We start from the raw sequence: 23,799 nt of genomic DNA, 5'->3' as shown, positions 1-23,799 counted from the left end.
GACGTCAGTGCTTGCCGCGGTCGCGGCCGAAATTGGGCTCGGCGCTTTCCTGGCCGGCTGCGATGATGCCGCGGCGGATTTCGCGGGTGCGGGTGAAGAGGTCGAACAGCTTGTCGGCCTCGCCCCAGCGGATCGCCCGCGACAGAGCCTGGAGGTCTTCGGTGAAGCGGCCGAGGATCTCCAGCACCGCCTCCTTGTTGGCGACGAAGACGTCGCGCCACATGGTCGGGTCCGAGGCGGCGATGCGGGTGAAGTCGCGGAAGCCGCCGGCCGAGTACTTCATCACCTCGGCCTGGGTGACCTCCTCCATGTCGGCGGCGGTGCCGACGATATTGTAAGCGATCAGGTGGGGCAGGTGGCTGGTGACGGCCAACACCAGGTCGTGGTGGCGGATATCCATCTGCTCGACGTTGGCGCCGAGCGCGCCCCAGAACTCGGCGAGGCGCGCGGTCGCCTCGACATAGGCGGCGTCCTCTCGCGGCTGCGGCGTCAGGATCACCCAACGGTTCTGGAACAGTTCAGCCAGGCCCGCGTCGGGTCCGGAATGCTCGGTGCCGGCGATCGGGTGGCCGGGAATGACGAAGACATTGTCCGGCAGGGCCTTGGCCATGGCGTCGGCGACGCTGCCCTTGACCGAACCGACGTCGGTGACCGTCGCACCCGGCTTCAGCGCCGATGCGGCGGCGGCGGCGGCTTCGCCCATGGCCAGCACCGGCACGGCCAGCACCACCAGATCGGCGTCCTTGACCGCTTGCGCGATGTCGCCTGTCACCTCGTCGGCGTAGCCCAGCTCGACGACGCGCGCCCGATGGGCCTCGCTGGCGTCGGCGACGAACACGTGGCCGACCACGCCGGCCTCGCGGGAGGCGCGGATCACCGACGAGCCGATCAGGCCGCAGCCGATCACGGCCATGCGCGGATAGATGACGCTCACGCCGCCGGCCCCTTCATGAATTCGGCCAGGGCCTCGACGATGGCGCGGTTATCGGCTTCGCGCCCGATGGTGATGCGGATGTGGTCAGGCAGGCCGTAGCTGCCGACATAGCGGATGATCAGGCCGCGGGCGCTGAGAAACGCCTCGGCGTCCTTGGCCGTGCGGCCCGGCGTCTTGGGGAAGCCGACCAGGACGAAGTTCGCCGCCGATGGCACCGGCTCCAGCCCCAGGCCGCCGAGTTGCTGGGTCAGCCAGGGGCGCCACTGCTCGACCAGGTCCAGCGAGCGGCGCTGGAAGTCCTCGTCGGCGAGGGCCGCCTTGGCGGCCAGCTGAGCCGGGATGTTGACGTTGAAGGGCAGGCGGATGCGGTCCATTGCACTGGCCATTTCGGCGGTCATGTAGCCCCAGCCGACGCGCAGCGCAGCCAGGCCGTGCAGCTTGGAAAAGGTGCGGGTGACGACGACGTTCTCGAACTCGCGGACCATCGACAGGCCGTCCTCGAAGCGCGGATCGCTGCAGAACTCTGCATAGGCGCCGTCGAGGCAGAGGATGACGCTGGGCGGCAGGGCCGCGTGCAGGCGACGGATTTCCTCGCCGCTCAGCCAGGTGCCGGTCGGATTGCCCGGATTGGCGACGAAGACGATGCGAGTGCGCGCATCGACCAGCTTCAGCATCTCGTCGACGTCGATGCGATAATTCGGCTCCTTGGCGAAGCGCGGCTCCGCCTGGCAGGCGCGGGCGCTAATCGCATAGGCGCCAAAGCCGTATTCGCCCTGGACCACGTTGTCGCCGGCTTCGAGGAAGGTCTGGCACAGCAGGTGGAAGATCTCGTCCGACCCGCACCCCATGATCAGGCGCTCGCGCTCCAGGCCGAAGTGGTCGGCGATGGCGTCGCGCAACTCGTTGGACTGGCCGTCCGGATACATCTGCAGCTTGTCGAAAGCACCGGCGAAGGCTTCGCGGGCCTTCTCGCTGGAGCCGAGAATGTTCTCGTTGGCAGATAGCTTCAGCGGATGCTCGATCCCTTCGACCTTGGACTTGCCGGGCACATAGGCGGCGATTTCCAGGATTCCCGGCTTGGGCATAGGGCGCGGGGCGGCGGCGCGGTCGAGGCTGATGTCGGACATGGCCCGCGGCTTCTACACGTCGAGCGGGGCGGGCGCAGCCCCGATGACGCCGGTCAGGCGGCCGGGCGCGCGGGCAAGGCGCGCATCGTCTGGCTGGTAGAAGCCCATCAACGCGAAGAGCTTGAGGCCGCCGGCTTCGGCGATCAGGTCGCCGGCCACGCCGTCGCGTCCCAGCGCCGCCTCAATCGCCTCGGCCGAGCCGCCGGCGTCGGTGACCCAGAAGGTCAGGTCCGCCCCGGTGGGTTCGACCTCGACCTCAGCCACGGCGACCGCCGCGCGCGGACCCCATGACGACAGGCACGGCAGGGCGGCGAACACCCGCAGCTTCGGCTCGACCAGCAGGCGGCCCCACCAGGGCGTTTCCGAAGCGAGCGACAGAACGGCCACGCCCCCCGGCGTCTTGGCTGCGGCGATGGCGTCCTCGGGCTTGGCGACCTGGCGCAGCGGCGGTGCGGCGCCGAAGCGCAGGCGCGCGCCCTCGACCGCACGGCCGCTGTCGCGCCCGCCATAGACCGAGATGTGGAACGCGCCCTGGCGCGAGAGACTGTCGCCGATCAACTCCCGCCAGATGCGCACGACGAGGCTGGGGCGCGCAGCGTTGCGGGGGGTGTCGAGAAGGCGGCGCAGCAGCTGGGCTTCGCGGCCCGGGCGCAGGGCGAACTTGTCGCCGTCGCCCGCGGCGGCCTTGGCCGCAGCGACCTGGACGGCCAGTCCCGCCCGCTCGTCCACCAGCGCCAGCAACTGGGCGTCGATCGCATCGATGCGCGCACGCACGGCCTCGAGGCTGGGCGCGGCGGTCTTGGGATCGGCGTTCGCCATACTTTCCCCCGAAAACGAAGGTTCGGCGCTTAGGTCATTGCGGGCGAGGGTGCAATAGGCCCCGTCGCCGCAAAAAAGTTGCATCCGATACCGGTTCGCGGGGCCAGGCGCCCGCTCGCCTACTTCGGTTTGCGGAACACCAGGATGAACTGGTCGGTCTTGCCGCGGATCGAGGCGTCGAACACGCTGGCCGTATGCGGATCGGCGGCGTTGGCCAGCAGCTTGCTCTCGCTCTCCAGCTTGAAGCCGGCGGCGGTCAGGTCCTTCTTCACCGCCTCGGGATCGATGCGGTGCAGGCTGTCGGCGGCGCTGGTCCCCGATCCGGCGACCGCCTGGTGGTCGACCACCAGGAACACCCCGCCCTGCTTCAGCGATTTGAAGAGCTCGGCGTCCACCTTGGCCGCGGTGCCGACCGGGAACGGCTTCAGATAGAGGTCGTGATAGTTCTGGACGGTGATGATCGCGTCGAGCCCGTCGGGCAGGTCCAGGGCCTGGAAGCTGGCGTCCAGCGGAGTGACGTTCTTGTAGGCGCCGGCGACCTTTTTGAGGTTCTCGCCGTACGAGGCCTGGTAGGCGATGAACTCGGCCGGCTGGTAGGCGTAGACATGGCCGGTCGGTCCGACCGCCGCCGAGAGGATGCGGGTGAAGTAGCCGCCGCCGATCACGAAGTCGGCGACCTTGGCGCCCGGCTTCACGTTCATCAGCGCCAGCAGGTCTCCGGGCTTGCGCGCCGCGTCGCGCGCGACGTCCTCGGCCGGGCGGGCGGGGTCGGCCAGGGCAGCCGTAACATTGGCCGGCGGCGCGGCCGAGGCGGCGCTGGCCATGACGATCGCGCCCGCCGTCAGCGCCAGCAGTCCCTTGAACTTCAGCATGGGTCGTCCTCCCTTGAGGGCCTTTCGAGGCCGCCGGCGCGCCAGGTGAAATCTCGCCGGATTTGCAATTGAGCGTAGATCGAAACGCGCTCAAATACAGCCCAAGCGGCGCCATAGGTCCCGCAAAGTTCCGGGGAGAGAAATATGAGCGTCAATCGCAGGGCCATGCTGGCGGGCGTGGCGGGCCTGGGTCTGAGCGCCGCGGCTGGCGGCATGGCGGCGGCCCAGGTCGAGGGCCTGACCAGGATGACCGCCGGCGCGGTTCCGATCTCCCAGGCCGAGCGTTTGGCGCGGGTGGCTAAGGCCCAAAGCCTGATGAAGGCCCAGGGGCTGTCGGCGGTGGTGATCGAACCGGGCGCCTCTCTGACCTACTTCACCGGCGTGCAGTGGCGCCGCAGCGAGCGGGTGACGGCTGCGGTCATTCCGGTCGAAGGCGATCTGCTGATCATCACGCCCTTTTTCGAGGAGCCGTCGGTGCGCGAGAGCCTGGCCGTGCCCGGCGAGGTGCGGACCTGGCAGGAAGATGAGGATCCGGCGGGGCCGGTCGCCGACTGGCTGAAGGCGCGCAAGTTGGCGAGCGGCAAGATCGGGGTTGAGGAAAGCGTCCGTTTCTTCGTCAGCGATGGCTTGGCGCGCAGGTTGCCCAACGCGACGTTCGTGCCAGGGGCGCCGGTGATCCGCGGCTGCCGGATGATCAAGTCGCCGGCCGAGCTGGCGCTGATGCAGATCGCCGCCGACGTCACCATCGCCGCCTATCGCTACACCCATTCGAAGGTCGAGCGCGGCATGAGGCCGAGCGACATCGGCGCGATAATGAGCAAGGCCACCGCGGCGTTGGGCGGCAAACCCGAGTTCTCGATGGTGTTGCTCGGTGAGGCGGCGGCCTATCCGCACGGGTCGGGCAAGCCGCAGGAAGTGCGGGACCGGGAAGTCGTGCTGATGGACTGCGGCTGCACGGTCGAGGGTTATCAGTCCGACATCTCGCGGACCTTCGTGTTCGGCGAGCCGACGGCCGAGCAGCGGAAGGTCTGGGGCGAGGTGGCCAGAGGGCAGCAGATCGCCTTCGAGACGGCGAAGGTCGGGACGGCCGCCGGCGCGGTCGATGATGCGGTGCGCCGGTACTACGAGAGCCTGGGCTATGGTCCTCGCTACGGCCTGCCGGGTCTGTCGCATCGCACCGGCCACGGCATCGGGCTGGAAGGCCACGAGCCGATCAACTTCGTCCATGGCGAGGCGACGAAGCTCGCGCCGGGCATGTGCCTCTCCAATGAGCCGGGTCTCTACCTTCCGGGCAAATTCGGGGTGCGGCTGGAGGATTGCATCCACATGACCGACGCCGGGCCGAAGTGGTTTTCGAAGCCGCCGCCGTCGATCGACAACCCGATGGGCTGACGCCACGCTGCTGACAGGTTTCGGCGCCGGAATGGGCCAGGATGCGCTCATTCCCCCAGCCGGAGCCGACCTATGGGCAAGCACATCGCCTTCATCCTCATCGACGATTTCGCCGACTGGGAGCACGCGCACATGAGCGCGGCCCTGCGGGCCTATTTCGGCGGCTCGACCTCGTTCCACACGCCGGGCGGCAAGCCGGTCGCCTCGATCGGCGGCATGGTCGTGCATCCGGGCGGCGCGATCGAGGCGCTGAAGCCGGCCGATTACGACGCCCTGGTGGTGGTCGGCTCGGACAAATGGTCGGGGCAGGGCGCGCCGGACGTCTCGGCCGAGCTCCGGGCGGCGGACGGCGCCGGCAAGGTGGTCGGCGGCATCTGCGCCGGGACCCTGGCGGTGGCGCGCGCCGGCCTGATGGACGCTCGGCGCCACACGTCCAACAGCCTGGAGTTCCTGCGCCAGGGCGCGGGCGGCTATCGCGCCTGGGATCTCTATGCCGACACGCCGGCGGCGGTCCGCGACGGCACGCTCGTCACCGCGCCCGGCTCGGCGCCAGTGACCTTCACCGTCGAGGTGCTGGGCGCGCTGTTGCCCGAGGCGAGCGAGGGCCTGGCCCAGTTCAAGGCGATGTGTGCGGCCGAACTGGCCTAATAGACCTTAGGCGCGGGTCCGATCGCCACCGGACCCAGCGTCGTCTGGCCGGCCTGGAAGGTGATGTTGGCGCGGGCGACGTCGTTGGAGCCCTGGCGGGCCATGGCGACGGCCGAGGCCGCCATCGCCGCTTCCGGCCGGATCGTCCCGGTCTCGGCCATGGCCCCGAGCGCCTTGGGCGCCTCGCGCAGGGTGACGTCGAGCGAGCCATTCAGCCGCCCGTCATAGCCGACACTCAAGGTCCCGCCCTGGGCGCCGATCACCGCTTCGCCGGCGGTGATCCCGGCGTTGCGTACGGTCATGCGCCCGCCCGCCGTCGACCAGGCGCGCACCGTGGCCGGCCAGTCGCGGCCCTTGAAGCTGCTCACCTTGGAGAGGATCGAATCCCAGGTGATCGAGATCGGCTTGTCGCCGGCGATGCGGGCGAACAGGCCCGAGAGCCGCGCCTTGCCAGCGTCGACCTTGAAGAACACGGCGGCCTGGTCGTCCGGGCCGGGACGCAGGTGGAACTCCACGCGGTCGGCGGCCGAGAGCGCAAAGGGCTGGGCGCCTGCGGCCGGGACGAAGGAAAGCTTGGTCCCCTCGAACGAGAATTTGGGCAGGGGCTTGTCCAGGCCCGACAGGCTGGCGTGGATCACATCGCCCTTGACCTCGACTGGGCCGCCGATGGGCCGCACGAAAGTCAGGCCCTGAGGCGTGGCGATCACCCAGGTCGACAGGCCATGCAGGAAGGCCTGGCTCTCCAGGCTCGGCGCCGTCAGCGCCCAGCCGGACGGCTCGCGGATGCGGGCGTCCTTGAGGGTGACGTTCAGGCGGAACGGATAGCCGCCGATGGTTTGCTCGCTCCAGGCCACGTCGTAGCCGGCGTTGCGCAGGGCGGTCGCGCCCAGATCGATCTGCTTGGCCGCCTCGCCGCGCGCGTAGAGCCAGAAGCCGCTCCAGGCCACGGCGACGACGCCGGCCAAGACGAACGGGGCGTACAGCGCTTTGCGTCCAGGTTTGCGGTCGGGAGCGGGATGAGGCACAGGGGGGGCAGGCGGGGCGGAGTTGTCGCGGCGGGCCATGTCGGTTGAACGTTGGATCTTCGGTTACGGGTCGCTGATGTGGCGTCCGGGGTTCGAGTTCGTCGAGCGCCAGGCGGCCACCCTACACGGGCGGCGGCGCGCGTTCTGCATCTATTCGGTGCACCACCGCGGGACCTACCAGCGTCCGGGCCTGGTGCTGGGCCTGGCCCCCGGCGGAGCGGTTCGCGGGGCGGCCTATCGCGTGTCCGAGGCGCACTGGGAAGAGACCTACGCCTATCTGCGCGAGCGCGAGCAGCCGACCGAGACCTATATCGAAGCGCGCGCCAACATCCGCCTGGCCAATGGGCATCGGGTCGAGACCCTGGTCTTCCTGTCCGACGTCCACCATCCGCAATGGGCCGGGGCGCTGAGTCTGGAGCGACAGGCCGAGCTGATCTCGGGAGCCGCCGGGCTGTCGGGCCGCAATGTCGATTATCTGCGCGATCTCGTCGTGCACCTGCGCGAACAGGGCGTCCACGATGCGGCGATGGAAAAGCTGCTGGGCATGGTCGAGGCCCGCGAGTTGGCTGCGGGGTGACGGATCTTCCTCCCCTGGAGAGACGTAGAGCCTACAACGGCAGCAGGGCGTTGGAGGCGGTCTCGATGCGCTCCTGCAGCGTGCGCATGAATTCAGCGCGCTTGAGGCCCGGCTGAATGGGTTCGAGATATTCGAAAACAATGGTGCCCGGCTTGCGCAGGAAGCCGTGCTTTGGCCAGTGCACGCCGGCGTTGGTCGCCACCGGGTGCACCGGCACGTCGATCTCGCGATAGAGGGCGGCGATGCCGGGTTTGTAGTCGGGCGGAGCGCCGGGCGCCACGCGGGTGCCTTCAGGCGCGATCATCACCTGGCGGGCGTCGGCGAAGCGCTCCTGGCTGTCCTTGACCAGCTTGCGCAGGGCGGCCGAATGGCCCCCGCGATCGACGACGATCATCTTCGCCTTGATCGCGTACCAGCTGAAGAAGGGAATCCACATCAGCTCCTTCTTCATCACGAAGCAGGCGTCAGGCAGCAGGGCGAACTGGGCGAAGACGTCGAACATGGTCTGGTGCTTGGGGGCCAGAACCGCCGCGCCGGTCGGCATGTGCTCGCGCCCACGAACCTCGACCCGGATGCCGCAGACCGCGCTCAGCAGGAAGATGATGCCCCTGGCCCACAGCCGCATCATCTCCATGGTCCAGCGGCGCGGGGCGGGCAGGCAGATGGGCGCGGCGCCGACCGCGATGATCACCGACCACAGATAGAACAGGGCCACGAAGAGAAGGGAGCGTAGAGCGGTCAAGGAGTTCAGCCTTTCTTGGCGACGGTCGCCTCGGCGTCGGCGCGCGGGCCGAGGCTCAGCACGGCCTCGCGGCCCAGGATCGCCAGATACTTGCAATACTCCAGCACCATCAAGCGCGCCGAGCCGCTGGTCCGCCACCAGCGGGCGGCGTTCATGACCGGCGTCTCGACAGGATAGGCGACCAGCCGCTTGCCCGGCATGGCGCCGCGCAGCTCGAGCATGGCGCGCGGGATGTGATAGTCGGCGGTGACGATGATCAAGCGGTCATAGCGCATGGCCCGCGCCCATTCCTCGGTCTCGCGTGCGTTGCCGAGGGTGTTGGCAGCGTCGAAGCCGAGGTCGACGCAGCAATCGTAGAGCCGGCGAGCGGCGCGGCTGACCACGCGGATGTCTTCGCGCGAGGCCTCTCGGCTGACGCCCGAGACCAGCATGCGCCGGCCCTTGCCGTCTTCGAGCAGGGCCATGGCCGCGGCGATGCGGGCGTTGGAGCCCGCGCCGGTCAGCACAACGATCCCTTCGGCCTGCTCGGGCTCGGCCGCAGGGGTCGAGCGCTGCACCCGCTCGGCGAAGGCCAGCAGGCCAGCCGCCCAGATGGCGACGACAACCAGCAGGGCGGCCAGTCCCCTCACGCCAGCTCCCGGATCAGCGCCTGGGCGGTGAAGCGCGCGGCGATGGCCGCGACGCCGGCCGCCGCCAGCGGAGCGGGGATCACGAAGAGCAGGTCGGTCCAGGCGATCGGCAGCACCGGCGTCAAACCTTGGCCTCCCCCCGCCAGGCGAAAAACGGCGCCCATGATCGCCGCGCCGCCCGCGCCGAACAACCCCGCCTGCGCCGCCATACGCGCGAACCTGAGCTGGAACAGCCGGGCGATGAAGCCGTCCTCGGCGCCGGAGAGGTGCAGGACCTCGACGACCTCGCGCCGGGCGGCGAGGCCGGCGCGGGTGGCGAAGCCGATGACCGCGGCGGCGGCGACGGCGATCAGGGCGAAGACCGCAAGTCCCGCCAGGCGCGCCCAGCGCGCGGCTCGCTGGATATCGGCCATCCAGGCCGTGTGGTCGTCGACCACAGCGTCCAATCCCTGGGCCTTCAGCGCGCGGTCGAGGGCGGCCGCATTGGCCGGGGCTTCGGCGGTGAGCTGCACGGCCACCAGACGCGGAATCGGCAGGTCGGAGAGGTCCGCATCGCCCAGCCAGGGCGCGATCAGCGCCTCGGCTTTTTCCGGCTCCAGGGCGCGGGCCTCGGCCACGCCGTCGACGCCCGCCAGGGTCTCGGCGGCGCGGGCGGCGGCGCCGTCCGGGGTTTCATTGGCCTTGGGGCGTACGATCACCGTGGCCTGGCCTTCGAGCTGACGGGTCCAGTCGCGTGCGGCGCGGTCGGCCGAAAGCAGGGCCAGCAGGGTGAGGCAGGCGAGAAAGCAGAGCACCGCGACCACGAAGGTCAGCGAGCCGTCGCGATCGTCGGTCTCGGGCAGGAAGGGGGCGGGCCGCCAGGCGGCGACGTCGAAGTCGCTCATGGCCGCGCTCCAGGCTTGGTGAGGCGGCCGCCGGCCAGGTGAAGCACCGGCATGCCCGAGCGGGCCACCAGATCCTCGTCATGGGTGGCGAACAGCACGGTCGCGCCGAGACGGTTCAGTTCGACGAACAGCTTGAGGATGCGCAGCGCCATCTCGGGATCGACATTGCCTGTCGGCTCATCCGCCAGCAGGATCTCGGGCCGGTTGACCACCGCGCGGGCGATGGCCAGGCGCTGGCGCTCGCCGCCGGCCAGGGTCGCCGGCATGGCGTGCATGCGATGCTTCAAGCCCACCCAGGCCAGCAACTCGGCCACGTCGTCACGGTAGTCGTCCGGCTTACGGCCCTCGATGCGCAGGGGCAGGGCGGTGTTGTCGAACACCGAGAGGTGATCGAGCAGCTTGAACTCCTGATAGACGACCCCGATCCTGCGCCGGAGGAACGGCAAGTCCTCGCGCGCGACGGTGGAGACGTCTTGCCCGAACAGGTGCAACAATCCCTTCGACGGCCTGGCCGCCAGGAACACGAGCTTGAGGAGCGAAGTCTTGCCCGCGCCGGACGCGCCTGTGACGAAGTGGAACGAGCCGGGCTCCAGGGCGAAGGTGATGTCCTTCAAGGTCTCGGGGGCACGGCCATAGCGCATCGATACATCATCGAAGCGGACCACGGCATGATCGGCGCCGGTCGCGCCTGGGGCGTTCGGGTTTCTGGACATGGGGGCCGAAATCGGCGACCTCGGTGGAGGTTGCTGGAGCGTCCGATTCGGCCGTCATGATACTGACCTGTCCAGACTGCGCCACCAGCTATTTCGTGGACGATTCCAAGATCCCCGCGGAAGGCCGGCTGGTGAAGTGCGCAAGTTGCGGCGCGCGATGGACCGCGACCGCCGAACCGACCCTGGAACTCCACGCCTCGGACGACGAGGGCGCAGTGGCGCGCGAGCCGGCGCCGGCCGAGATCGACGACAAGCCGGCGCGCGACCTGACCGGCGAGGACCTGCCCAAGGCGTTCCGCGCCAAGGCCGACACCGAGCGGCGTGTGCGCGAGGCCGCCGCGACCGGCGTGATCTGGGCCGGCATGGCCGCCGCGCTGGTCCTGATCATCGCGTTGGGCATTATCTTCCGCGTGGACGTGGTGCGCCTGTGGCCGCGCACGGCCAGCGCCTATGCGGGCGTCGGCCTGCCGGTAAACAGCCTGGGCCTGGTGATCGAGGGCGTTCGGTTCGAGCCCTCGTTGCAGGACGGCCACGCCGCCCTGGCGGTGTCGGGCATGATCCGCAATATTGAGAACGAACCGGTGGTGACCCCGCCGCTCCGCATCAGCCTGTTGGACGCCGAGGGCAAGGCGGTCGCCACCAAGATCGCCCGTCCGGCCGACGCGCGCATCCCGCCTGGAGAGACGCGCCACTTCGCCATCGCCCTGCTGGACCCGCCGGCCCGCGCCAAGGAGCTGGAGGTCGCCTTCGCCCCGCGCGAGCCGCTGGGCGTAAAGGTCCAGCAGTCGGATCCCGCGCCCGCCGCCCGTTCAGCCGTTCCGGCCCTGCGTCCGGCCACCGCCCCGCCGGTTCCGGCGCCGATCGAGGCCCAGCCGCTGGCCCCCGGCAGTCCCGACGCTCTTCCTGCTCAACCGGCGCCCGCCCATGACTGAACCCGCCTCCGACCGCGTCCCCGACGTCCTGCTGACCGAGCAGGAGGTGGCCGGGCGCGTCGAAGCCCTGGCCCGCCGGATCGCCCCGGCGATCGACGACGAGACGGTGGCCGTCTGCCTGCTGACCGGCGGGCTGTGGTTCGCCTCGGACCTGACGCGCGCCCTGGCCCGTCAGGGACGGTTCGTGCGGTTCGACGCCCTGTGGTTGGCCTCCTATGGCGACGAGCGGGCCAGCCTTGGCCGCTGCGAAGTGCGCGCCGACCTGCAGCGCCCGCTGGCGGGACGCACGGCGCTGATCATCGACGACGTCATCGACACCGGCCTGTCGCTGTCGGAGGCCCACCGACTGGTCAACGACGCCGGCGCCAGCCGGGTGCTTACGGCGGTCTTCGCGACCAAGCCGTGGCCGACGCCGCGCGCCATCGTTCCCGACTTCGTGGCCTGGGAGGCGCCGGCCCGGTTCCTGGTCGGCTACGGCATGGATGCGGCCGGCGCCCTGCGCGGCCTGCCTTTCATCGGCGCGCTGGACTAGGACGCGACCTGCAGAGCCTGCTGACGGCCGAGCGCGGCCACTGCATGGATCAGGTCGGCCGGCTGGATCGGCTTCGGATGGGCCTCGTCGAAGCCCAGGGCGACCAGCCGCTCGCCCTCGCCGGACATGGCGTCCGCGGTCAGGGCCATGACCGGGACCGAGCGCAGGCCAGCCTCGCCGGCGCGGATGCGCTTCAGAGCCTCGATCCCGTCCATCCGCGGCATGTGGATGTCCATGAGCACCACGTCGAAGCGCCCGGCACGCAGCATCTCCAAACCGTCCACGCCGTCGTCGGCGCAGCGCACCTGGGCGCCGGCGGCTTCCAGCACCGCCTGGGCGACGGCTTGATTGACCTTGTTGTCGTCCACCACCAGGACCCCCATGCCGTCCAGGGTGACGACCTCGCCGGCGCCGTCGGCGTCGTCGGGTCCTTCGGCGGGGGCCAGCGGCAGGCGGACGCGGAAGGTCGATCCCTGGCCGGGACGGCTGGAGACGCTGATCTCGCCGCCCATCATCTCGGCGAGCTGGCGACAGATGGACAGGCCCAGGCCCGTGCCGCCGAAGCGGCGGGTGGTGGAAATCTCGCCCTGCGAAAAGGCATGGAACAGACGCGCCTGCTGTTCCTCGGTCATCCCGATCCCGGTGTCGGAGACGACCAACTCGATCCCGCCGGTCGCCGACGGCCCGATGGCGACCCCCACGATGCCTTGATCAGTGAACTTCAGGGCGTTGGAGACCAGGTTGAGCAGGATCTGACGCACGCGCACCGGATCGCCTTCGAGCCACACCGGCGTCGCCGGATCGATCTCCAAGGCCAACTCGACGCCCTTCTGGCGAGCGGTCTCGCTCCACAACATGAAGAGCTGGCGGCCGATCCGCTCGATGTCGAAGGGAACAGCCTCGAGCTCCAGTTTGCCGGCTTCGATCTTGGACAGGTCGAGTATGTCGTTGAGGATCGCCATCAGGCCATCGCCGGACTGGACGATCATGTCCAGATAGTTCGATTGCTTGCGGCTGAGCCTGGTCGAGGCCAAGGCGTGCGCCATGCCCAGCACCCCGTTCATCGGAGTGCGCAGTTCGTGGCTCATCATGGCCAGGAAGGCTGACTTGGCCTGGCTGGCCTGCAGCGCCTCGGCCTGGGCCTTTTCCAGCGCGAGCGCGTTGCCGCGCAACGCGCGCGAGACGTCGACGACCGCCATGCCGACCCCGACCAGCGCCAGGATGACAACGCCCAGCCGCCAGCCGCCGACGCCGGCCAGGTAGAGCGGCGCTGACACCAGCGCCAGCAGGGGCCACGGGATCAGGGCCAGGAAGGCGGCACGGCTGAGCGCTGCGTATTTCAGCGCCTCTATGATGATGCCGAACAGAATGAGCAGGGCCGCGAACTTCATCGGCTCGGAGCCGAAGACCCAGCACGCCGCCGCCATGGACGACCAGGAGAGGCTGATGATCGTCGGCGAGATCAGGCGGAAAGCGCGCGACACTCGCCGGCCTTGGGCCTGGAGCTGAGCGAAATGCCGCTGACTGGCGGCCAGAAGGATCTCCAGAAACAGGCCGTTGGCGCCCCAGGCGAGCGCCGCGCTCCAGCCGAACTCGGCCCAGAGCAGCACGCCCATCAGCAGAGTGATCACGCGGCGGTTGACGGCGCTGCGCTTGCTCATGCGCAGCGTCGCGCCCTCGCGGCCGTCGTCCAGAATCTCGTTCAGCGCCACGGAAACCCCCGCCTTCCCTGCGACAAACTGGCAGGCGGGGGTTCAGGAATGGTTTAGCCGCCTAAACCCTACTGCCAGGGCGGCGCGGCCTCGCGCGCGAGCATGTCATCGTAGGTCGGGCGCGGCCGCACGACGGCGTAGGCGCCGCCCTTGACCAGCACCTCGGGCGCCAGCAGGCGGCTGTTGTATTCGCTCGACATCACCGCGCCGTAGGCGCCGGCGCTGAGGAAGGCGACCAGGTCGCCCGCGGCCAGCGGCGCCATCGGCCGCTCGCGCGTGAAGGTGTCGCCGGTCTCACAGATCGGGCCGACGACGTCATAGGCCACCGGCTCGCCCTCGCGGGGCTTGACCGGGACGATCTCGTGATAGGCGTCGTACATGGCCGGACGGATCAGGTCGTTCATGGCCGCGTCCAGCACCACGAACTTGCGTCCCTCAGGCCGCTCATGGATGTGCTGGACCTGGGACACCAGCACGCCCGCGTTGGCCGCTATCATGCGGCCGGGTTCGAAGGCGTAGCCGATGTCGAACCCCTTCATGGTCTTGGCGATCATGCGGGCGTAGTCGGCGGGCGATGGCGGTTCGGGCTGATTGAAATAGGGCACGCCGAGCCCCCCGCCCAGATCGAGGCGCTGGACCGACAGCCCTTCGCCGCGCAGCCGCTCGACCAGACCGCGCATCTTTTCGAACGCCTCGGCCATCGGTTCCAGATCGGTGATCTGACTGCCGATGTGGCAGGTGACGCCGACCGGGTCGAGGCCCGCGTCGTTGGCGGCGTTGGCGTAGAGCCGCTCGGCCTCGGAAAACGAGACGCCGAACTTGTTGTCGGACTTGCCGGTCGAGATCTTGGCGTGGCCCCCGGCCGAGACGTCGGGATTGACCCGGATGGCGATTGTGGCGCGCGTTCCCAGCGAGCGGGCGACCTGGCTGGCCAGTTTCATCTCCGGCTCGGATTCGACGTTGATCTCAGCGACCCCGGCCTTCAGCGCGAAGGCCAGCTCGTCGGCTGTCTTGCCGACGCCGGAGAACACGATCTTTTCGGCCGGAATTCCGGCGGCCAGGGCGCGGCGGATCTCACCTTCCGACACCGTATCGGCGCCGGCGCCGAGCGCGGCCAGGGTGCGAAGGACGGCCAGGTTCGAATTTGCCTTCACGGCAAACGCAATCAGCGGATCGCCGCCGTGGCCGTCGCCGATCCCCTCGGCGACCAGCGCGTCGCGCAGCACGGTGTAATGCCGCTCCAGCGTGGCCGAGGAGTAGACGTAGACCGGCGTGCCGACGGCCTTGGCGATGTCGGCGAGGGCCACGCCCTCGCAGAAGAGCTCGCCCCCCTTGAGCTCGAAGTGGTTCATCGCGGGTTCGCGTACGGGTCGGGCAGGGCGCCTTGCGGCGCCGGGGCGGTCGGGTTCTGGGCGGAGTCGATCGGCAGCGTGCGCGGAGGCGCCGGACGGTCGTCGCGGTTGCGCGGATCGACGGTGCGGACAGCGCGGGTGGAGGATGCGCCGGCGTCGGCGCCCGCCGAGCCCTTGCCCATCAGGGGGCCGGGTCGTTCCAGGTCGCCCAGCTTGCCGCAGCCGGCGATTGCGGTCGCGCCGATCAGGGCGATCGCCGCGAGGGGACGAAGGGTCATCACAGCATCTCCTTCCAACGCGCGATCTGGGCGCGGACCTGCTCCGGCGAGGTTCCGCCGTAGCTCTTGCGGCTGGCGGCCGACGCCTGCGGCGTCAGCACGTCGTAGACGGCCGCAGTGATCCGCGGCTCGATGGCTTGCAGTTCGGCGAGCGGCAGGCCGGGCAGGTCGACGCCCAGGCCCTCGGCCTTCTTCACCGCCGCGCCTGTGACATGGTGGGCGTCGCGGAACGGCATGTCCAGGGTGCGCACCAGCCAGTCGGCAAGATCGGTGGCCGTGGAGAAGCCCGCGCCGGCGGCGGCGGCCATCTTCTCGGCGACCGGCTCCAGGTCGGCGACCATGCCAGCCATGGCGGCCAGTGACAGCTCCAGGGCGTCGAAGGCCTCGAAAGTCGGGACCTTGTCCTCCTGCATGTCCTTCGAATAGGTCAGGGGCAGGCCCTTCATGACCACAGTGAGCTGGGTCAGCGAGCCCAGCACGCGGCCGACCTTGGCCCGGATCAGTTCGGCCGCGTCCGGGTTCTTCTTCTGCGGCATGATCGACGAGCCGGTGGTGAAGGCGTCGGTCAGCTTCACGAAGCCGAACTGCGGCGTCATCCAGATCACGATCTCCTCGGCGAGGCGCGACAGGTGGACCGCGCAGAGGCTGGCGGCCGAGAGGCTCTCCAGAGCGAAGTCGCGGTCCGAGACGCTGTCCAGCGAATTGGCGGTTGGGCGTGCGAAGCCCAGCGCGAGGGCCGTCGCATGGCGGTCGATCGGGAAGGGCGAGCCGGCCAGGGCCGCCGCGCCAAGGGGGCACTCATTCATCCGCGCGCGGGCGTCGGCGAAGCGCGAGGCGTCGCGACCGAACATCTCGACATAGGCCAGCAGGTGGTGGCCGAAGGTGACCGGCTGGGCCGGCTGCAGGTGCGTGAAGCCCGGCATCAGGGTCGCCGCGTGCGGCTCGGCCTTGGCGATCAGGGCGGCCTGCAGGGCCTTGATCTGGACGATGGTGCGATCGCAGGCGTCGCGAACCCACAGGCGGAAGTCCAGCGCCACCTGGTCGTTGCGCGAGCGGGCGGTGTGCAGGCGGCCGGCCGCCGGGCCGATCAGCTCGCGCAGCCGCGCCTCGACGTTCATGTGGATGTCTTCGTATTCGTCGCGGAACGGGAAGGTCCCGGCGGCGATCTCGGCTTCGATGGTCGCCAGGCCGCCCTGGATGGCCGCCTCGTCCTCGCTTGTAATCACGCCCTGCTTGAGCAACATCGCGGCGTGCGCGCGGGATCCGGCCAGATCCTGGGCGGCCAGCCGCTTGTCGAAGCCGATGGAGACGTTGATCGCCTGCATCAACTCGGCGGGCTTGGCGGAGAAACGCCCGCCCCACATGGCTTGGCCCTGGGCCTGGCCTTTGGCGGCGTCGCCGGTAGCAGTCGAGGAAGTTTGCGTCATATGACCGATAAGTCTGGAGAGAAAACCGCCGGCGAACCGAAGGGCTTCCCGCTGAAATGGGGCCTGTGGGGCGTCGCCGTGCTCGGCGTCGCGGCGGTTGTCTACATCATCGCCCAGGCCTCCATAACCCCCCAGCAGAAGAGCCCGCTGAAGCCGCTGGCCCGCGGTGAGATGGCCAAGTTCACGATCCCCGCCGAAGCCGCGCCGCCGCCCGCCGATAGCTTCTTCGACGCCTCGGGCGCGCCGCGGCGGATCGCCGACTTCAAGGGCAAGGTGACGGTCGTAAACCTGTGGGCGACCTGGTGCGGGCCTTGCGTGATCGAGATGCCGACGCTCGCCAAGCTGGCGGCGAGCTACGAGGGCAAGCCGGTCGAGGTGGTGGCGGTCAGCATCGACCGCCCGGCGGACGAGGGGAAGGCCCGCGCCTTCATCGCCAAGCACGCGCCGCTGGCCTTTTATCACGACCCGAAGATGGCCCTGCCATTCGCCTTCAAGCCGGTGGCCGCGGGCATGCCGACGACGATCATCTACGGCGCGGACGGGGTCGAGCGCGGGCGGCTGGCCGGGGGCGCCGACTGGTCGGGCAAGGACGCCAAAGCCCTTATCGACAAGGTGGTGGCGGAAAATTGAACCGCGTTCTCGGTTGACCGCCTCACCTGTGCGTGTGCAACACTGCGCGCCGCAATCCGGACTTGGGCCTGCGGACGTTCTTCCCCCCGCGCTTGCGGATCGAACCAACCTTCCCAGATGACTGAGATTGTTTCAGGGCGCGCCCCCGCGCGTCCTTAGCGGAACGCTTGTCAGGGAGACGAAAGCGTCATGGCCACCGGGACGGTCAAGTGGTTCAACACCACCAAGGGTTATGGCTTCATCCAGCCGGATAACGGCGGCAAGGACGTCTTCGTCCATATCTCCGCAGTCGAACGCGCCGGCCTGCGCGCGCTCAACGAGGGGCAGAAGCTGGAGTTCCAGGAGCGCGAGGAGCGCGGCAAGGTCGCGGCGGTCGACCTCAAGCCGCTCTGACGCACGACGATGTAGACGACGCGGGGGCGTCGGCCTGACCCCGGGCCGGCGCCCTCGTCGTATCCGGACCCTTAGGCCACTTCCTTCTGGCGACCGCGCTGGGCCGCGTCAGGGTCGGTCATGATCCGGAGCAGATTGACCAGCGAGGACCTGGCCTCCTGCGGAAGCCGCTCGAAGGCGCTGAGCAATTCAAGCGCGCCGGGGGTGCGCATGCGGCTCAGCAGATCGACGTCGCCATCGCCCGCGGGGGTGTCGAGGACGTCCATCAGGTCCACAACCCGGCATCGCAAAGCCCGTGCAATCTGGACGAGCCGGGAGAACGAGATGCGGTTAGCGCCGTTCTCGTACTTCTGGATCTGCTGGAAACTCACGCCACACTGTTCGGCAAGCGCTTCCTGCGACATGCCGATCGTTCGCCGCCTGATCCTCACCGCAGCGCCGAGGGCCACGTCCATGGGGTCGGGGGTCTTGTTCGAAGGCTCAGCAGACATTGTGGTCTCCTCACCCAAAACTTCTGCCGACGGAGTAAAGGCTCCGGGGTTCGCTTTGGATTCGAGGAAGTTAAGGCCGATATCTTTGCTTTGGAAAGAGTACTGATCGCCACAGGCGCGCAGAGCGTCGAGCATGTTCAGCGAACATGTTGCGCGAACGCCGAGTACTCGCATAGCGAAAGCTTCGCAAGTTCAGGAATTCGGCGCTGAAAAGTCGCTTCAAGCGGGAGCAAGCGCCATCCAGATCGCTCTGAGCGACCTGAGTTCGCTGTCTACATCATCTTTCAGGTTGTGACGTGCGGAAAATCGCACGCCCGCAAGATCGTCGCGCCGCCAGGCCAGGTTCGCGTCAAACGCGAGTCCTTGGACAATATGAAGCAGGGTGAAGCTTGCCGGCAGAACCTGGTTTGCGGGCACCCGCAACTGGGCGCCGTCCTCGGACAGGTTGCGAATTCCGCAATCCACGGAAATCACGTGACGGGGGCCGTAGCATATGCGCCCGCGCAGCAGGGTCCGCTGGCGCGGCTTGGCGCGCCGCTCCTTCCCATCGGGCGGTCCTGCGTCCATGACGCGAAGGGTGCGCTCGGATGCTTGCCGCGACGTAAAGGCCGCAGGCGGCCCGATAGGATCGATTTCGGCCACGAACCTTGGGATAGTAAGCTGGTCGCTGGGTGTGAGTGTCGCGCATGAAGATTTCGGGTCGAACCGTCGCCATCGGATGCCTGGCGCTGTTGCTGGGTGGCTGCGCCACGCGGGTGGACCTGGTCGAGAGCGGAGAGGCGCCGGTCCTGGCGGGCGGTTTCGCGCTGGCGCGGGACGCCGACGCCGAAGCTGGCGCCCCGCTGCTGACCAGGCTCGGTGCGGCGGGAATCGAGCGGGCTCAGGCAAGCGCCGCCTATCTCATGGAGATTACCAGCGGCGAGCGGCCCTGGCCTGTCGGCGCCTATTCCGGCGCCGGGACGCCGGAGGAACGCGAGGCCTGGCTGGCGCCCCCGCAGTCGCGCCCGTTGTGGGCGCCGCGGACGACCAAAATCTGCACTCTCTCGGTACGGGTGATCTCAGCGGCGGACGGCCATGAGGCCTATCGTGTGCGGGCCTCGGCCCGCGGGCGCGGACCGGGCTGCGGCCAGTCCGAGGCGCTGACCGCGGCCATCGCGGGCAAGCTGGCGGCGTCAGGCCAGGGGCGCTAAGGGCAGGGTGACGGCGAAGGTCGCGCCTTCGCCGGGCGCGCTCGAACACCTGATCTGTCCGCCGTGGCGCTCCACCACGGCCTGGACAAAGGAGAGCCCAAGGCCCACTCCGTCCACGCGCCGCTCGCCTTGTGAAACCGTTCGGCGGAAACGCTGGAAGAGGCCGGCGATCTGGGCCGTCGTCAGGCCTGGGCCCTGGTCGGAGATGGTGCAGACGACGGCAGGCCTGCCCTCGAACGCTGTGGGGGCGAGAGCGCAGGCGATGCGTCCGCCGTCTGGCGAGAACTTGATGGCGTTGTCGATCAGATTGATCAGGGCCCGGGTCAGCAGCGAGCGGTCGGCCACGATCACATGCTCGCCTTCAATGCCTGTGGTGGAAACCTCGATGCCGCGCGCCGACGATTGCGGCCAGAGGTCATCGATCGCCTCGACGAGCACATCGCCCAGGTCGAGCGGCTCGAGGGCGTACTGGTCGCCTTCGGCGCGGGCGAGGTTCACGAAGTTGTCCGCCAGGGCCAGGGTGCGCCGCGCGTAGCCCGCGATCCGATCAATCATGGCGGCCGGCGCCTGGAAGCCGGGCGCGCCCAGCAGGGTCAGGATGGAGACCTGGGGCGAGCGCATGTCGTGGGTGAGCAGCTCCAGGATGCGTTCGCGCTGGCGGCCGGCGGCTTTCAGGGCGCTGATGTCGCTGAACCTTACGATCCAGCCGATGGGCGCGCCGGTCTGGTCGGTCAAGGCGGTCCGGCGCAGGTCGAAGGCGCGTCCGTCGCGCCCGGTCAGTTCGATCTCGGCTGGGGCCAGGCTCAGGTCGGTGGCCTCGGGCGGGGCGTCAGGCGCAGCGTAGGCCACCAGCTCGGTCAGGGGCCGCTCGGTAAGGTCGTCGGGCGCACCTGCGGCGAACAAGGCGTCCGCCTCGCGATTGGCGATCAGTACGCGGCCCGCGAGGTCGGTGACCAGGGTGGCGTCCGGCAGGCCGTGGAGGGCGTCCAGCACCAGGCTGCGCAGGTCGCGGGCTCGCTCGATGGCGCTGTGCATCAGGACAACCTGGCGGTCGATGACGTCGGTCGGTGGTCCGCGCGGCCGAGATAGGGCCGACAGCAGGTCGGGTTCCTGGGAGAATGCCTGCAATTCCTGGAACATATAGGCGCTGGTCGCTTCCAGCCGCCGCCAGCTCCACAGGGGATAGACCAGCAGCAGGCCGGCCAGGGCCGCGGTCGGCGGCGCCCAGACCCGGCCTTGGAGGTAGAGCAGGGCGCTGACCCCGACGGTCGCGGCCGAAAGCGCCGCCCACATGATCAGGTTCAGCCGTGGACGGAACATCAGGAAGCCAGCCAGAGCCAGCCACAGCGGGGCTAGGGAGAAGGCGGTCAGGCCGATCGGACCGGCAGGAGTCAGGGCGCGGCCGTTCAGCAGGGTGTCGAGCAGGTTGGCCTGCAACTCGACCCCCGACATGATCTCGGTGTGGTTTGAGAGCGGGGTGGCGTAGCGGTCGCCCAGCCCGTCGCCCGTGGCGCCGATCAGCACCAGCTTGTCGTGCAGGAACTCCGGCGCGGTGTCGCCGCGCAGCACGTCGACGAAAGAGATGGTGCGGAAGTGGCCCGGCGGCCCGGCGAACGAGATCAGCAACGGATGCTCGCGCAGCAGACCCTCGCCGATGGGCGCGGCTTGAGGCGAGGGCGCGGGCAAGGCCGAGCGCCCCAGCCACGCGTCGCGCATCAGCGCCATCAGGTGCGGCCAGGTCTGGTCGCCGTCACGTTCAAGCAGATAGGCGCGCCGGATCACTCCGTCGGAGTCGAATTCGACATTGACCTGCCCCAGGCCCGCGGCCGCCGAGCGCAGGGGCTCGATCGGCGTCAGCGGATCGTAGGGCGCGCCGTTCCGGCCCGGTACGTCGAAGGTCATGGGCAGAAAGACCGGGGCGGCGCCGGCGATCGCTTTGGCCAGGGCGGCGTCCACCGCCGGGTCGGGGTCGGGCTCGACCAGCAGCACGTCGTAGGCGATCGCCCTCGGTTTCGCCTCGGCCAGTTTCTGCAGCAGCGCTTCGTGCCGCGCACGGGGCCAGGGCCAGCGCCCCAGTTCGGCCAGGCTGCGGTTGTCGATGGCGACGATGACGATCTGCGGTTCGGGCGCGCGCACGCCCAAGGTCGAGAGCGTGTCGAACACGACGTTGTCGGCGCGATCGGTCACCCGGCTGAGGCTGAGGAAGACCACCAGGGCGGTCGCGGCTAGGGCCACCAGCGTCCATTCGGCGATCACCCGGCGGCGTGCGGCGCGGTCTAGCGGGCCGGCTATGGCGCGCGGGCGGCTCAACGGCCGATTTCGAACCGCTCGAGGGGAGACCATTTCTCGACGTAGCGCCCGCCGGCGAAGGTGCGTGACATCACGCGCCAGTCATACACTCCCGGCGGTAGCTGGGTGACCGTCAAATCCTGCTGGGCGAGGCCAGCCTCGTCGATCACCGGGGCGGCTTCGCCCTGGCGGAAGAGCTGGAGGCGATAGGTGCGCTCCCCGGCGCCGCCCACCTCCCAGCGGAAGCGGTAGCGCCGCACCCCGTCCTCGACCGACGAAGCCGGGGCGGTGGTGGCCAGCGTATTGAGCCGTCGCTCGAAAGCGTAGGTGGCAGGCGCGCCGAGCAAACCGCGATCGTCCAGCGCCGCCAAGCGCAGGAAATAAACCCCATCGGGCAGATTCTCGAAGCTGACCTGCGGCGTCTCGACTGCGGTCTCGCCCAGCACCTCCAGGAAGCCGGCGTCGGCGGCCAGACGGGCGCGGTAACCGCCGGCGGCGGCCGGAGCGGTGATGGAAAAGCGAACCACCGCCTCGTCCTGCACGCGACCGGGGTCAGTGACGGTCGGGGCGGCGGCCAGGGGCAGGGGGCCGCTGGAGCCGGCCGCGGTTACGAGGGCGCCGTAGTTGGCCGCCAGCACCGTGCCCTCGTTCTTGCCGTCGACCTTGACCACGCCCTCGACGACCTCGGTCTGGGCCTTGGAGGTCGCCGGGTCGTAGGCGACGCGGAACACCGTGCCGCGCACGGCCGAAACCGACATTGGCGTACGCACGATGTAGCTGTCGCGCGGATCGCGCAGTGGGATCACTTCGGATTCCAGTCGCCCGGCCTCGACGTTCAGTTCGCGGCGGACGACGCCGGTCATCTCGACGGCGATCATGCGGCCCAGGCGTACGCGGCTCTGGGACGGGATCGACAGGCGCGTGCCGTCCGGCAGGTCGAGGCGCACGAAGGCGTTCGCGCCGGTTGCGACCACGCTGCCCTCCTTCAGCACCGCGCCCTGGGTCAGCGGGAGGTTACGTCCGGAAAGGCTGACCTGCACCGCGCCGCGATAAGCGCCCAGCCGGGCCTCGATCACGCGGGTTCGCAACAGGCGCGCGGGCACCGTCAGCCGCGTGCCGACCGCCAGCCGGCGAGGGTTGGAGATCGCATTCAGGCGCTGGACCGTCCGGTAGTCGCCGGGCCGGACGAAATAGGCTTGAGCCAAGCCGTAGAGCGTGTCGCCCTTCTTGACGACATAGACTTCAGCCGGCTCGGCGGCGCGGGCCCCGCTCGCCACGGCGGCGAAGGCCAAGCCCGAGAGGGCGGCGGCGCGCCAACTCACGATACTGCCTCCTCCGTTTCCACCCAGCCGTCGGTCAGCCGCTCCAGCCGGTAGCCGTAGCTGTAGACGGGCGCGAGCCGGAAGCCGTTCTGCGGGCGCAGGTCCAGCTTGGTGCGGATGCGGGAGATATGCATGTCCAGGGTGCGGGTCGGCAGGTCCGGATTGCGGCCCCAGATCGCCTCCAGGATATGGCCGCGGGATAGCGCCCGGTGGATGTTGCGGAACAGCAGCAAGGCCAGGCCGAACTCCTTTGCGGTCAGGGGCGCGAGCTCGCCGCGCACCGTCGCCTGCTCGGCCGGCAGGTTGAACTGGTAGTCGCCGTAGGTCTCGACACCCCCCGCGCCGCGGTCAGGATAGGACCTGCGCAGCAGGGCGTTGACGCGCGCCAGCAGCACGCCGCCCTGGACCGGCTTGACCACATAGTCGTCGGCCCCGCTGTTGAGGCCAGTGACGATGTCGGCTTCCGACGCGCGGCTGGTCAGCAGCAGCACCGGCGGACAGGGCGACAGGTTCTTCTGCGCCCAGGTCAGCACCTCCAGCCCGCTCATGTCGGGGAGGTTCCAATCCAGGATCAACAGATCGAAGGTCTCACGACGCAGAGATGCGATTAGCGGAGCGCCAAGATGAAAGCATTGGCAGCTGTGCCCGCCCCCGACCAGCAAACGGGAGATCGCTTCTCTCTGAGCGTCGTCGTCATCCAACGCCGCAATTCTCATACGCATGCTCGAACTTGACCGCACATCGTCGACGACGCCGTGCGAAATCCGGCGCCCAGCGCCACAATTACAGGGATGGCTGCGGCCAGGGTTGTAAACAAGGGTAAAGGTTCCAGTAGTTTACGCCTCCCCTCCTGCCTTTGTGGGCTACCGAGAACCAGCGTCCTTCCTCG

The 23,799-nt window shown here is 69.3% G+C and carries 26 protein-coding genes; 8 read left to right on the top strand and 18 right to left on the bottom strand.

Going from position 1 to position 23,799, the window contains the following annotated elements; translation table 11 throughout:
* Window positions 1-4 precede the first annotated feature (4 nt).
* The 4 genes from ACE3T2_RS09440 to ACE3T2_RS09425 form a co-directional block, all read right to left on the bottom strand.
* A complete protein-coding gene (locus ACE3T2_RS09440) occupies window positions 5-934 on the bottom strand; it encodes a prephenate/arogenate dehydrogenase family protein (protein ID WP_374656872.1) in 930 nt (309 codons plus the stop codon).
* Entirely contained in the window at window positions 931-2,061 is a 1,131-nt protein-coding gene (gene hisC / locus ACE3T2_RS09435) for a histidinol-phosphate transaminase (protein ID WP_374656871.1), read from the bottom strand. Before hisC ends, ACE3T2_RS09440 begins: the two co-directional genes overlap by 4 nt.
* 12 nt (window positions 2,062-2,073) lie before the next feature.
* Entirely contained in the window at window positions 2,074-2,880 is an 807-nt protein-coding gene (locus ACE3T2_RS09430; protein WP_374656870.1) for a chorismate mutase, read from the bottom strand.
* A gap of 119 nt (window positions 2,881-2,999) precedes the next feature.
* Window positions 3,000-3,752, bottom strand: coding sequence for a class I SAM-dependent methyltransferase (locus ACE3T2_RS09425; RefSeq protein ID WP_374656869.1), 753 nt, complete (start codon window positions 3,750-3,752; stop codon window positions 3,000-3,002).
* Between the two features lie 144 nt (window positions 3,753-3,896).
* Here ACE3T2_RS09425 and ACE3T2_RS09420 point away from each other — a divergent pair, with 144 nt between their 5' ends.
* Window positions 3,897-5,144: a M24 family metallopeptidase gene (locus ACE3T2_RS09420; protein ID WP_374656868.1), complete on the top strand. Its 1,248-nt coding sequence runs from the start codon at window positions 3,897-3,899 to the stop codon at window positions 5,142-5,144.
* 72 nt (window positions 5,145-5,216) lie between these two features.
* Window positions 5,217-5,792, top strand: a complete 576-nt coding sequence (locus ACE3T2_RS09415) for a DJ-1/PfpI family protein (protein ID WP_374656867.1) — start codon at window positions 5,217-5,219, stop codon at window positions 5,790-5,792.
* Here ACE3T2_RS09415 and ACE3T2_RS09410 read toward each other — a convergent pair.
* The gene (locus ACE3T2_RS09410) at window positions 5,789-6,856 is read right to left on the bottom strand and encodes a DUF2125 domain-containing protein (protein ID WP_374656866.1); all 1,068 of its coding nucleotides are present in this window, start codon (window positions 6,854-6,856) and stop codon (window positions 5,789-5,791) included. The genes ACE3T2_RS09415 and ACE3T2_RS09410 overlap by 4 nt on opposite strands.
* Between ACE3T2_RS09410 and ACE3T2_RS09405 the strand changes: the two genes are divergently transcribed.
* Complete coding sequence (locus tag ACE3T2_RS09405) at window positions 6,855-7,394, top strand: gamma-glutamylcyclotransferase (protein WP_374656865.1); 540 nt, start codon at window positions 6,855-6,857, stop codon at window positions 7,392-7,394. The two genes, ACE3T2_RS09410 and ACE3T2_RS09405, sit on opposite strands and share 2 nt — an antisense overlap.
* Window positions 7,395-7,425: 31 nt before the next feature.
* Here ACE3T2_RS09405 and ACE3T2_RS09400 read toward each other — a convergent pair whose 3' ends face one another.
* From ACE3T2_RS09400 to ftsE, 4 genes are read right to left on the bottom strand one after another with little or no spacing between them, the layout of a single operon-like run.
* On the bottom strand, window positions 7,426-8,136 hold the full coding sequence (locus ACE3T2_RS09400; protein WP_374656864.1) for a lysophospholipid acyltransferase family protein: 711 nt from the start codon (window positions 8,134-8,136) through the stop codon (window positions 7,426-7,428).
* 5 nt (window positions 8,137-8,141) lie between these two features.
* Complete coding sequence (locus ACE3T2_RS09395; RefSeq protein ID WP_374656863.1) at window positions 8,142-8,765, bottom strand: YdcF family protein; 624 nt, start codon at window positions 8,763-8,765, stop codon at window positions 8,142-8,144.
* The gene (locus tag ACE3T2_RS09390) at window positions 8,762-9,649 is read right to left on the bottom strand and encodes a cell division protein FtsX (RefSeq protein ID WP_374656862.1); all 888 of its coding nucleotides are present in this window, start codon (window positions 9,647-9,649) and stop codon (window positions 8,762-8,764) included. The genes ACE3T2_RS09395 and ACE3T2_RS09390 overlap by 4 nt, the downstream gene beginning before the upstream one ends.
* Window positions 9,646-10,362, bottom strand: coding sequence for a cell division ATP-binding protein FtsE (gene ftsE, locus ACE3T2_RS09385; RefSeq protein ID WP_374656861.1), 717 nt, complete (start codon window positions 10,360-10,362; stop codon window positions 9,646-9,648). Before ftsE ends, ACE3T2_RS09390 begins: the two co-directional genes overlap by 4 nt.
* A 56-nt stretch (window positions 10,363-10,418) precedes the next feature.
* Between ftsE and ACE3T2_RS09380 the strand changes: the two genes are divergently transcribed.
* Together ACE3T2_RS09380 and ACE3T2_RS09375 are read left to right on the top strand one after the other, a co-directional pair.
* On the top strand, window positions 10,419-11,294 hold the full coding sequence (locus ACE3T2_RS09380; protein WP_374656860.1) for a DUF3426 domain-containing protein: 876 nt from the start codon (window positions 10,419-10,421) through the stop codon (window positions 11,292-11,294).
* Window positions 11,287-11,826, top strand: a complete 540-nt coding sequence (locus tag ACE3T2_RS09375) for a phosphoribosyltransferase (protein ID WP_374656859.1) — start codon at window positions 11,287-11,289, stop codon at window positions 11,824-11,826. The genes ACE3T2_RS09380 and ACE3T2_RS09375 overlap by 8 nt, the downstream gene beginning before the upstream one ends.
* Here ACE3T2_RS09375 and ACE3T2_RS09370 read toward each other — a convergent pair.
* The 4 genes from ACE3T2_RS09370 to argH form a co-directional block, all read right to left on the bottom strand.
* Window positions 11,823-13,538, bottom strand: coding sequence for an ATP-binding protein (locus ACE3T2_RS09370; protein ID WP_374656858.1), 1,716 nt, complete (start codon window positions 13,536-13,538; stop codon window positions 11,823-11,825). The genes ACE3T2_RS09375 and ACE3T2_RS09370 overlap by 4 nt on opposite strands.
* Window positions 13,539-13,606: 68 nt before the next feature.
* A complete protein-coding gene (gene lysA / locus ACE3T2_RS09365) occupies window positions 13,607-14,890 on the bottom strand; it encodes a diaminopimelate decarboxylase (protein ID WP_374656857.1) in 1,284 nt (427 codons plus the stop codon).
* A complete protein-coding gene (locus ACE3T2_RS09360; RefSeq protein WP_374656856.1) occupies window positions 14,887-15,168 on the bottom strand; it encodes a hypothetical protein in 282 nt (93 codons plus the stop codon). The genes lysA and ACE3T2_RS09360 overlap by 4 nt, the downstream gene beginning before the upstream one ends.
* Window positions 15,168-16,595, bottom strand: coding sequence for an argininosuccinate lyase (gene argH / locus ACE3T2_RS09355; protein WP_374656855.1), 1,428 nt, complete (start codon window positions 16,593-16,595; stop codon window positions 15,168-15,170). Before argH ends, ACE3T2_RS09360 begins: the two co-directional genes overlap by 1 nt.
* Between argH and ACE3T2_RS09350 the strand changes: the two genes are divergently transcribed.
* Together ACE3T2_RS09350 and ACE3T2_RS09345 are read left to right on the top strand one after the other, a co-directional pair.
* Window positions 16,596-17,225 carry a TlpA family protein disulfide reductase gene (locus ACE3T2_RS09350; protein ID WP_374656854.1) on the top strand — a complete coding sequence of 210 codons (630 nt, stop codon included), beginning with the start codon at window positions 16,596-16,598 and terminating at the stop codon, window positions 17,223-17,225.
* 189 nt (window positions 17,226-17,414) lie between these two features.
* A complete protein-coding gene (locus tag ACE3T2_RS09345) occupies window positions 17,415-17,618 on the top strand; it encodes a cold-shock protein (protein WP_374656853.1) in 204 nt (67 codons plus the stop codon).
* Between the two features lie 71 nt (window positions 17,619-17,689).
* On the opposite strand, the gene ACE3T2_RS09340 is transcribed toward ACE3T2_RS09345, so the two are convergent.
* Entirely contained in the window at window positions 17,690-18,244 is a 555-nt protein-coding gene (locus ACE3T2_RS09340) for a helix-turn-helix domain-containing protein (RefSeq protein ID WP_374656852.1), read from the bottom strand.
* An 84-nt stretch (window positions 18,245-18,328) separates the two neighbouring features.
* A complete protein-coding gene (locus ACE3T2_RS09335; protein ID WP_374656851.1) occupies window positions 18,329-18,751 on the bottom strand; it encodes a PilZ domain-containing protein in 423 nt (140 codons plus the stop codon).
* Window positions 18,752-18,795: 44 nt separating this feature from the next.
* Between ACE3T2_RS09335 and ACE3T2_RS09330 the strand changes: the two genes are divergently transcribed.
* Window positions 18,796-19,299: a hypothetical protein gene (locus tag ACE3T2_RS09330; RefSeq protein WP_374656850.1), complete on the top strand. Its 504-nt coding sequence runs from the start codon at window positions 18,796-18,798 to the stop codon at window positions 19,297-19,299.
* On the opposite strand, the gene ACE3T2_RS09325 is transcribed toward ACE3T2_RS09330, so the two are convergent.
* The 3 genes from ACE3T2_RS09325 to ACE3T2_RS09315 are packed head-to-tail and all read right to left on the bottom strand — an operon-like array spanning window position 19,282 to window position 23,626.
* Window positions 19,282-21,609, bottom strand: coding sequence for a CHASE2 domain-containing protein (locus tag ACE3T2_RS09325; protein ID WP_374656849.1), 2,328 nt, complete (start codon window positions 21,607-21,609; stop codon window positions 19,282-19,284). The genes ACE3T2_RS09330 and ACE3T2_RS09325 overlap by 18 nt on opposite strands.
* On the bottom strand, window positions 21,606-22,910 hold the full coding sequence (locus ACE3T2_RS09320; RefSeq protein WP_374656848.1) for a FecR domain-containing protein: 1,305 nt from the start codon (window positions 22,908-22,910) through the stop codon (window positions 21,606-21,608). The genes ACE3T2_RS09325 and ACE3T2_RS09320 overlap by 4 nt, the downstream gene beginning before the upstream one ends.
* Window positions 22,907-23,626, bottom strand: a complete 720-nt coding sequence (locus ACE3T2_RS09315; protein ID WP_374656895.1) for a response regulator transcription factor — start codon at window positions 23,624-23,626, stop codon at window positions 22,907-22,909. The genes ACE3T2_RS09320 and ACE3T2_RS09315 overlap by 4 nt, the downstream gene beginning before the upstream one ends.
* Between the last annotated feature and the right edge of the window lie 173 nt (window positions 23,627-23,799).

This window comes from Phenylobacterium sp., assembly GCF_041919955.1.
Lineage (GTDB): Bacteria > Pseudomonadota > Alphaproteobacteria > Caulobacterales > Caulobacteraceae > Phenylobacterium.
The sequence above is the reverse complement of the archived record's forward strand: the minus strand, read 5'-3'. Positions and strand labels throughout refer to the sequence as shown.

Excerpts from the sequence above, each read along its gene's own strand:
- hisC (WP_374656871.1), bottom strand. The coding sequence starts at position 2,061 with ATGTCCGACATCAGCCTCGACCGCGCCGCCGCCCCGCGCCCTATGCCC.
- ACE3T2_RS09430 (WP_374656870.1), bottom strand. The coding sequence starts at position 2,880 with ATGGCGAACGCCGATCCCAAGACCGCCGCGCCCAGCCTCGAGGCCGTG.
- ACE3T2_RS09425 (WP_374656869.1), bottom strand. The coding sequence starts at position 3,752 with ATGCTGAAGTTCAAGGGACTGCTGGCGCTGACGGCGGGCGCGATCGTC.
- ACE3T2_RS09420 (WP_374656868.1), top strand. The coding sequence starts at position 3,897 with ATGAGCGTCAATCGCAGGGCCATGCTGGCGGGCGTGGCGGGCCTGGGT.
- ACE3T2_RS09415 (WP_374656867.1), top strand. The coding sequence starts at position 5,217 with ATGGGCAAGCACATCGCCTTCATCCTCATCGACGATTTCGCCGACTGG.
- ACE3T2_RS09405 (WP_374656865.1), top strand. The coding sequence starts at position 6,855 with ATGTCGGTTGAACGTTGGATCTTCGGTTACGGGTCGCTGATGTGGCGT.
- ACE3T2_RS09410 (WP_374656866.1), bottom strand. The coding sequence starts at position 6,856 with ATGGCCCGCCGCGACAACTCCGCCCCGCCTGCCCCCCCTGTGCCTCAT.
- ACE3T2_RS09390 (WP_374656862.1), bottom strand. The coding sequence starts at position 9,649 with ATGAGCGACTTCGACGTCGCCGCCTGGCGGCCCGCCCCCTTCCTGCCC.
- ftsE (WP_374656861.1), bottom strand. The coding sequence starts at position 10,362 with ATGTCCAGAAACCCGAACGCCCCAGGCGCGACCGGCGCCGATCATGCC.
- ACE3T2_RS09380 (WP_374656860.1), top strand. The coding sequence starts at position 10,419 with ATGATACTGACCTGTCCAGACTGCGCCACCAGCTATTTCGTGGACGAT.
- ACE3T2_RS09375 (WP_374656859.1), top strand. The coding sequence starts at position 11,287 with ATGACTGAACCCGCCTCCGACCGCGTCCCCGACGTCCTGCTGACCGAG.
- lysA (WP_374656857.1), bottom strand. The coding sequence starts at position 14,890 with ATGAACCACTTCGAGCTCAAGGGGGGCGAGCTCTTCTGCGAGGGCGTG.
- ACE3T2_RS09360 (WP_374656856.1), bottom strand. The coding sequence starts at position 15,168 with ATGACCCTTCGTCCCCTCGCGGCGATCGCCCTGATCGGCGCGACCGCA.
- argH (WP_374656855.1), bottom strand. The coding sequence starts at position 16,595 with ATGACGCAAACTTCCTCGACTGCTACCGGCGACGCCGCCAAAGGCCAG.
- ACE3T2_RS09350 (WP_374656854.1), top strand. The coding sequence starts at position 16,596 with ATGACCGATAAGTCTGGAGAGAAAACCGCCGGCGAACCGAAGGGCTTC.
- ACE3T2_RS09345 (WP_374656853.1), top strand. The coding sequence starts at position 17,415 with ATGGCCACCGGGACGGTCAAGTGGTTCAACACCACCAAGGGTTATGGC.
- ACE3T2_RS09340 (WP_374656852.1), bottom strand. The coding sequence starts at position 18,244 with ATGCTCGACGCTCTGCGCGCCTGTGGCGATCAGTACTCTTTCCAAAGC.
- ACE3T2_RS09330 (WP_374656850.1), top strand. The coding sequence starts at position 18,796 with ATGAAGATTTCGGGTCGAACCGTCGCCATCGGATGCCTGGCGCTGTTG.
- ACE3T2_RS09315 (WP_374656895.1), bottom strand. The coding sequence starts at position 23,626 with ATGAGAATTGCGGCGTTGGATGACGACGACGCTCAGAGAGAAGCGATC.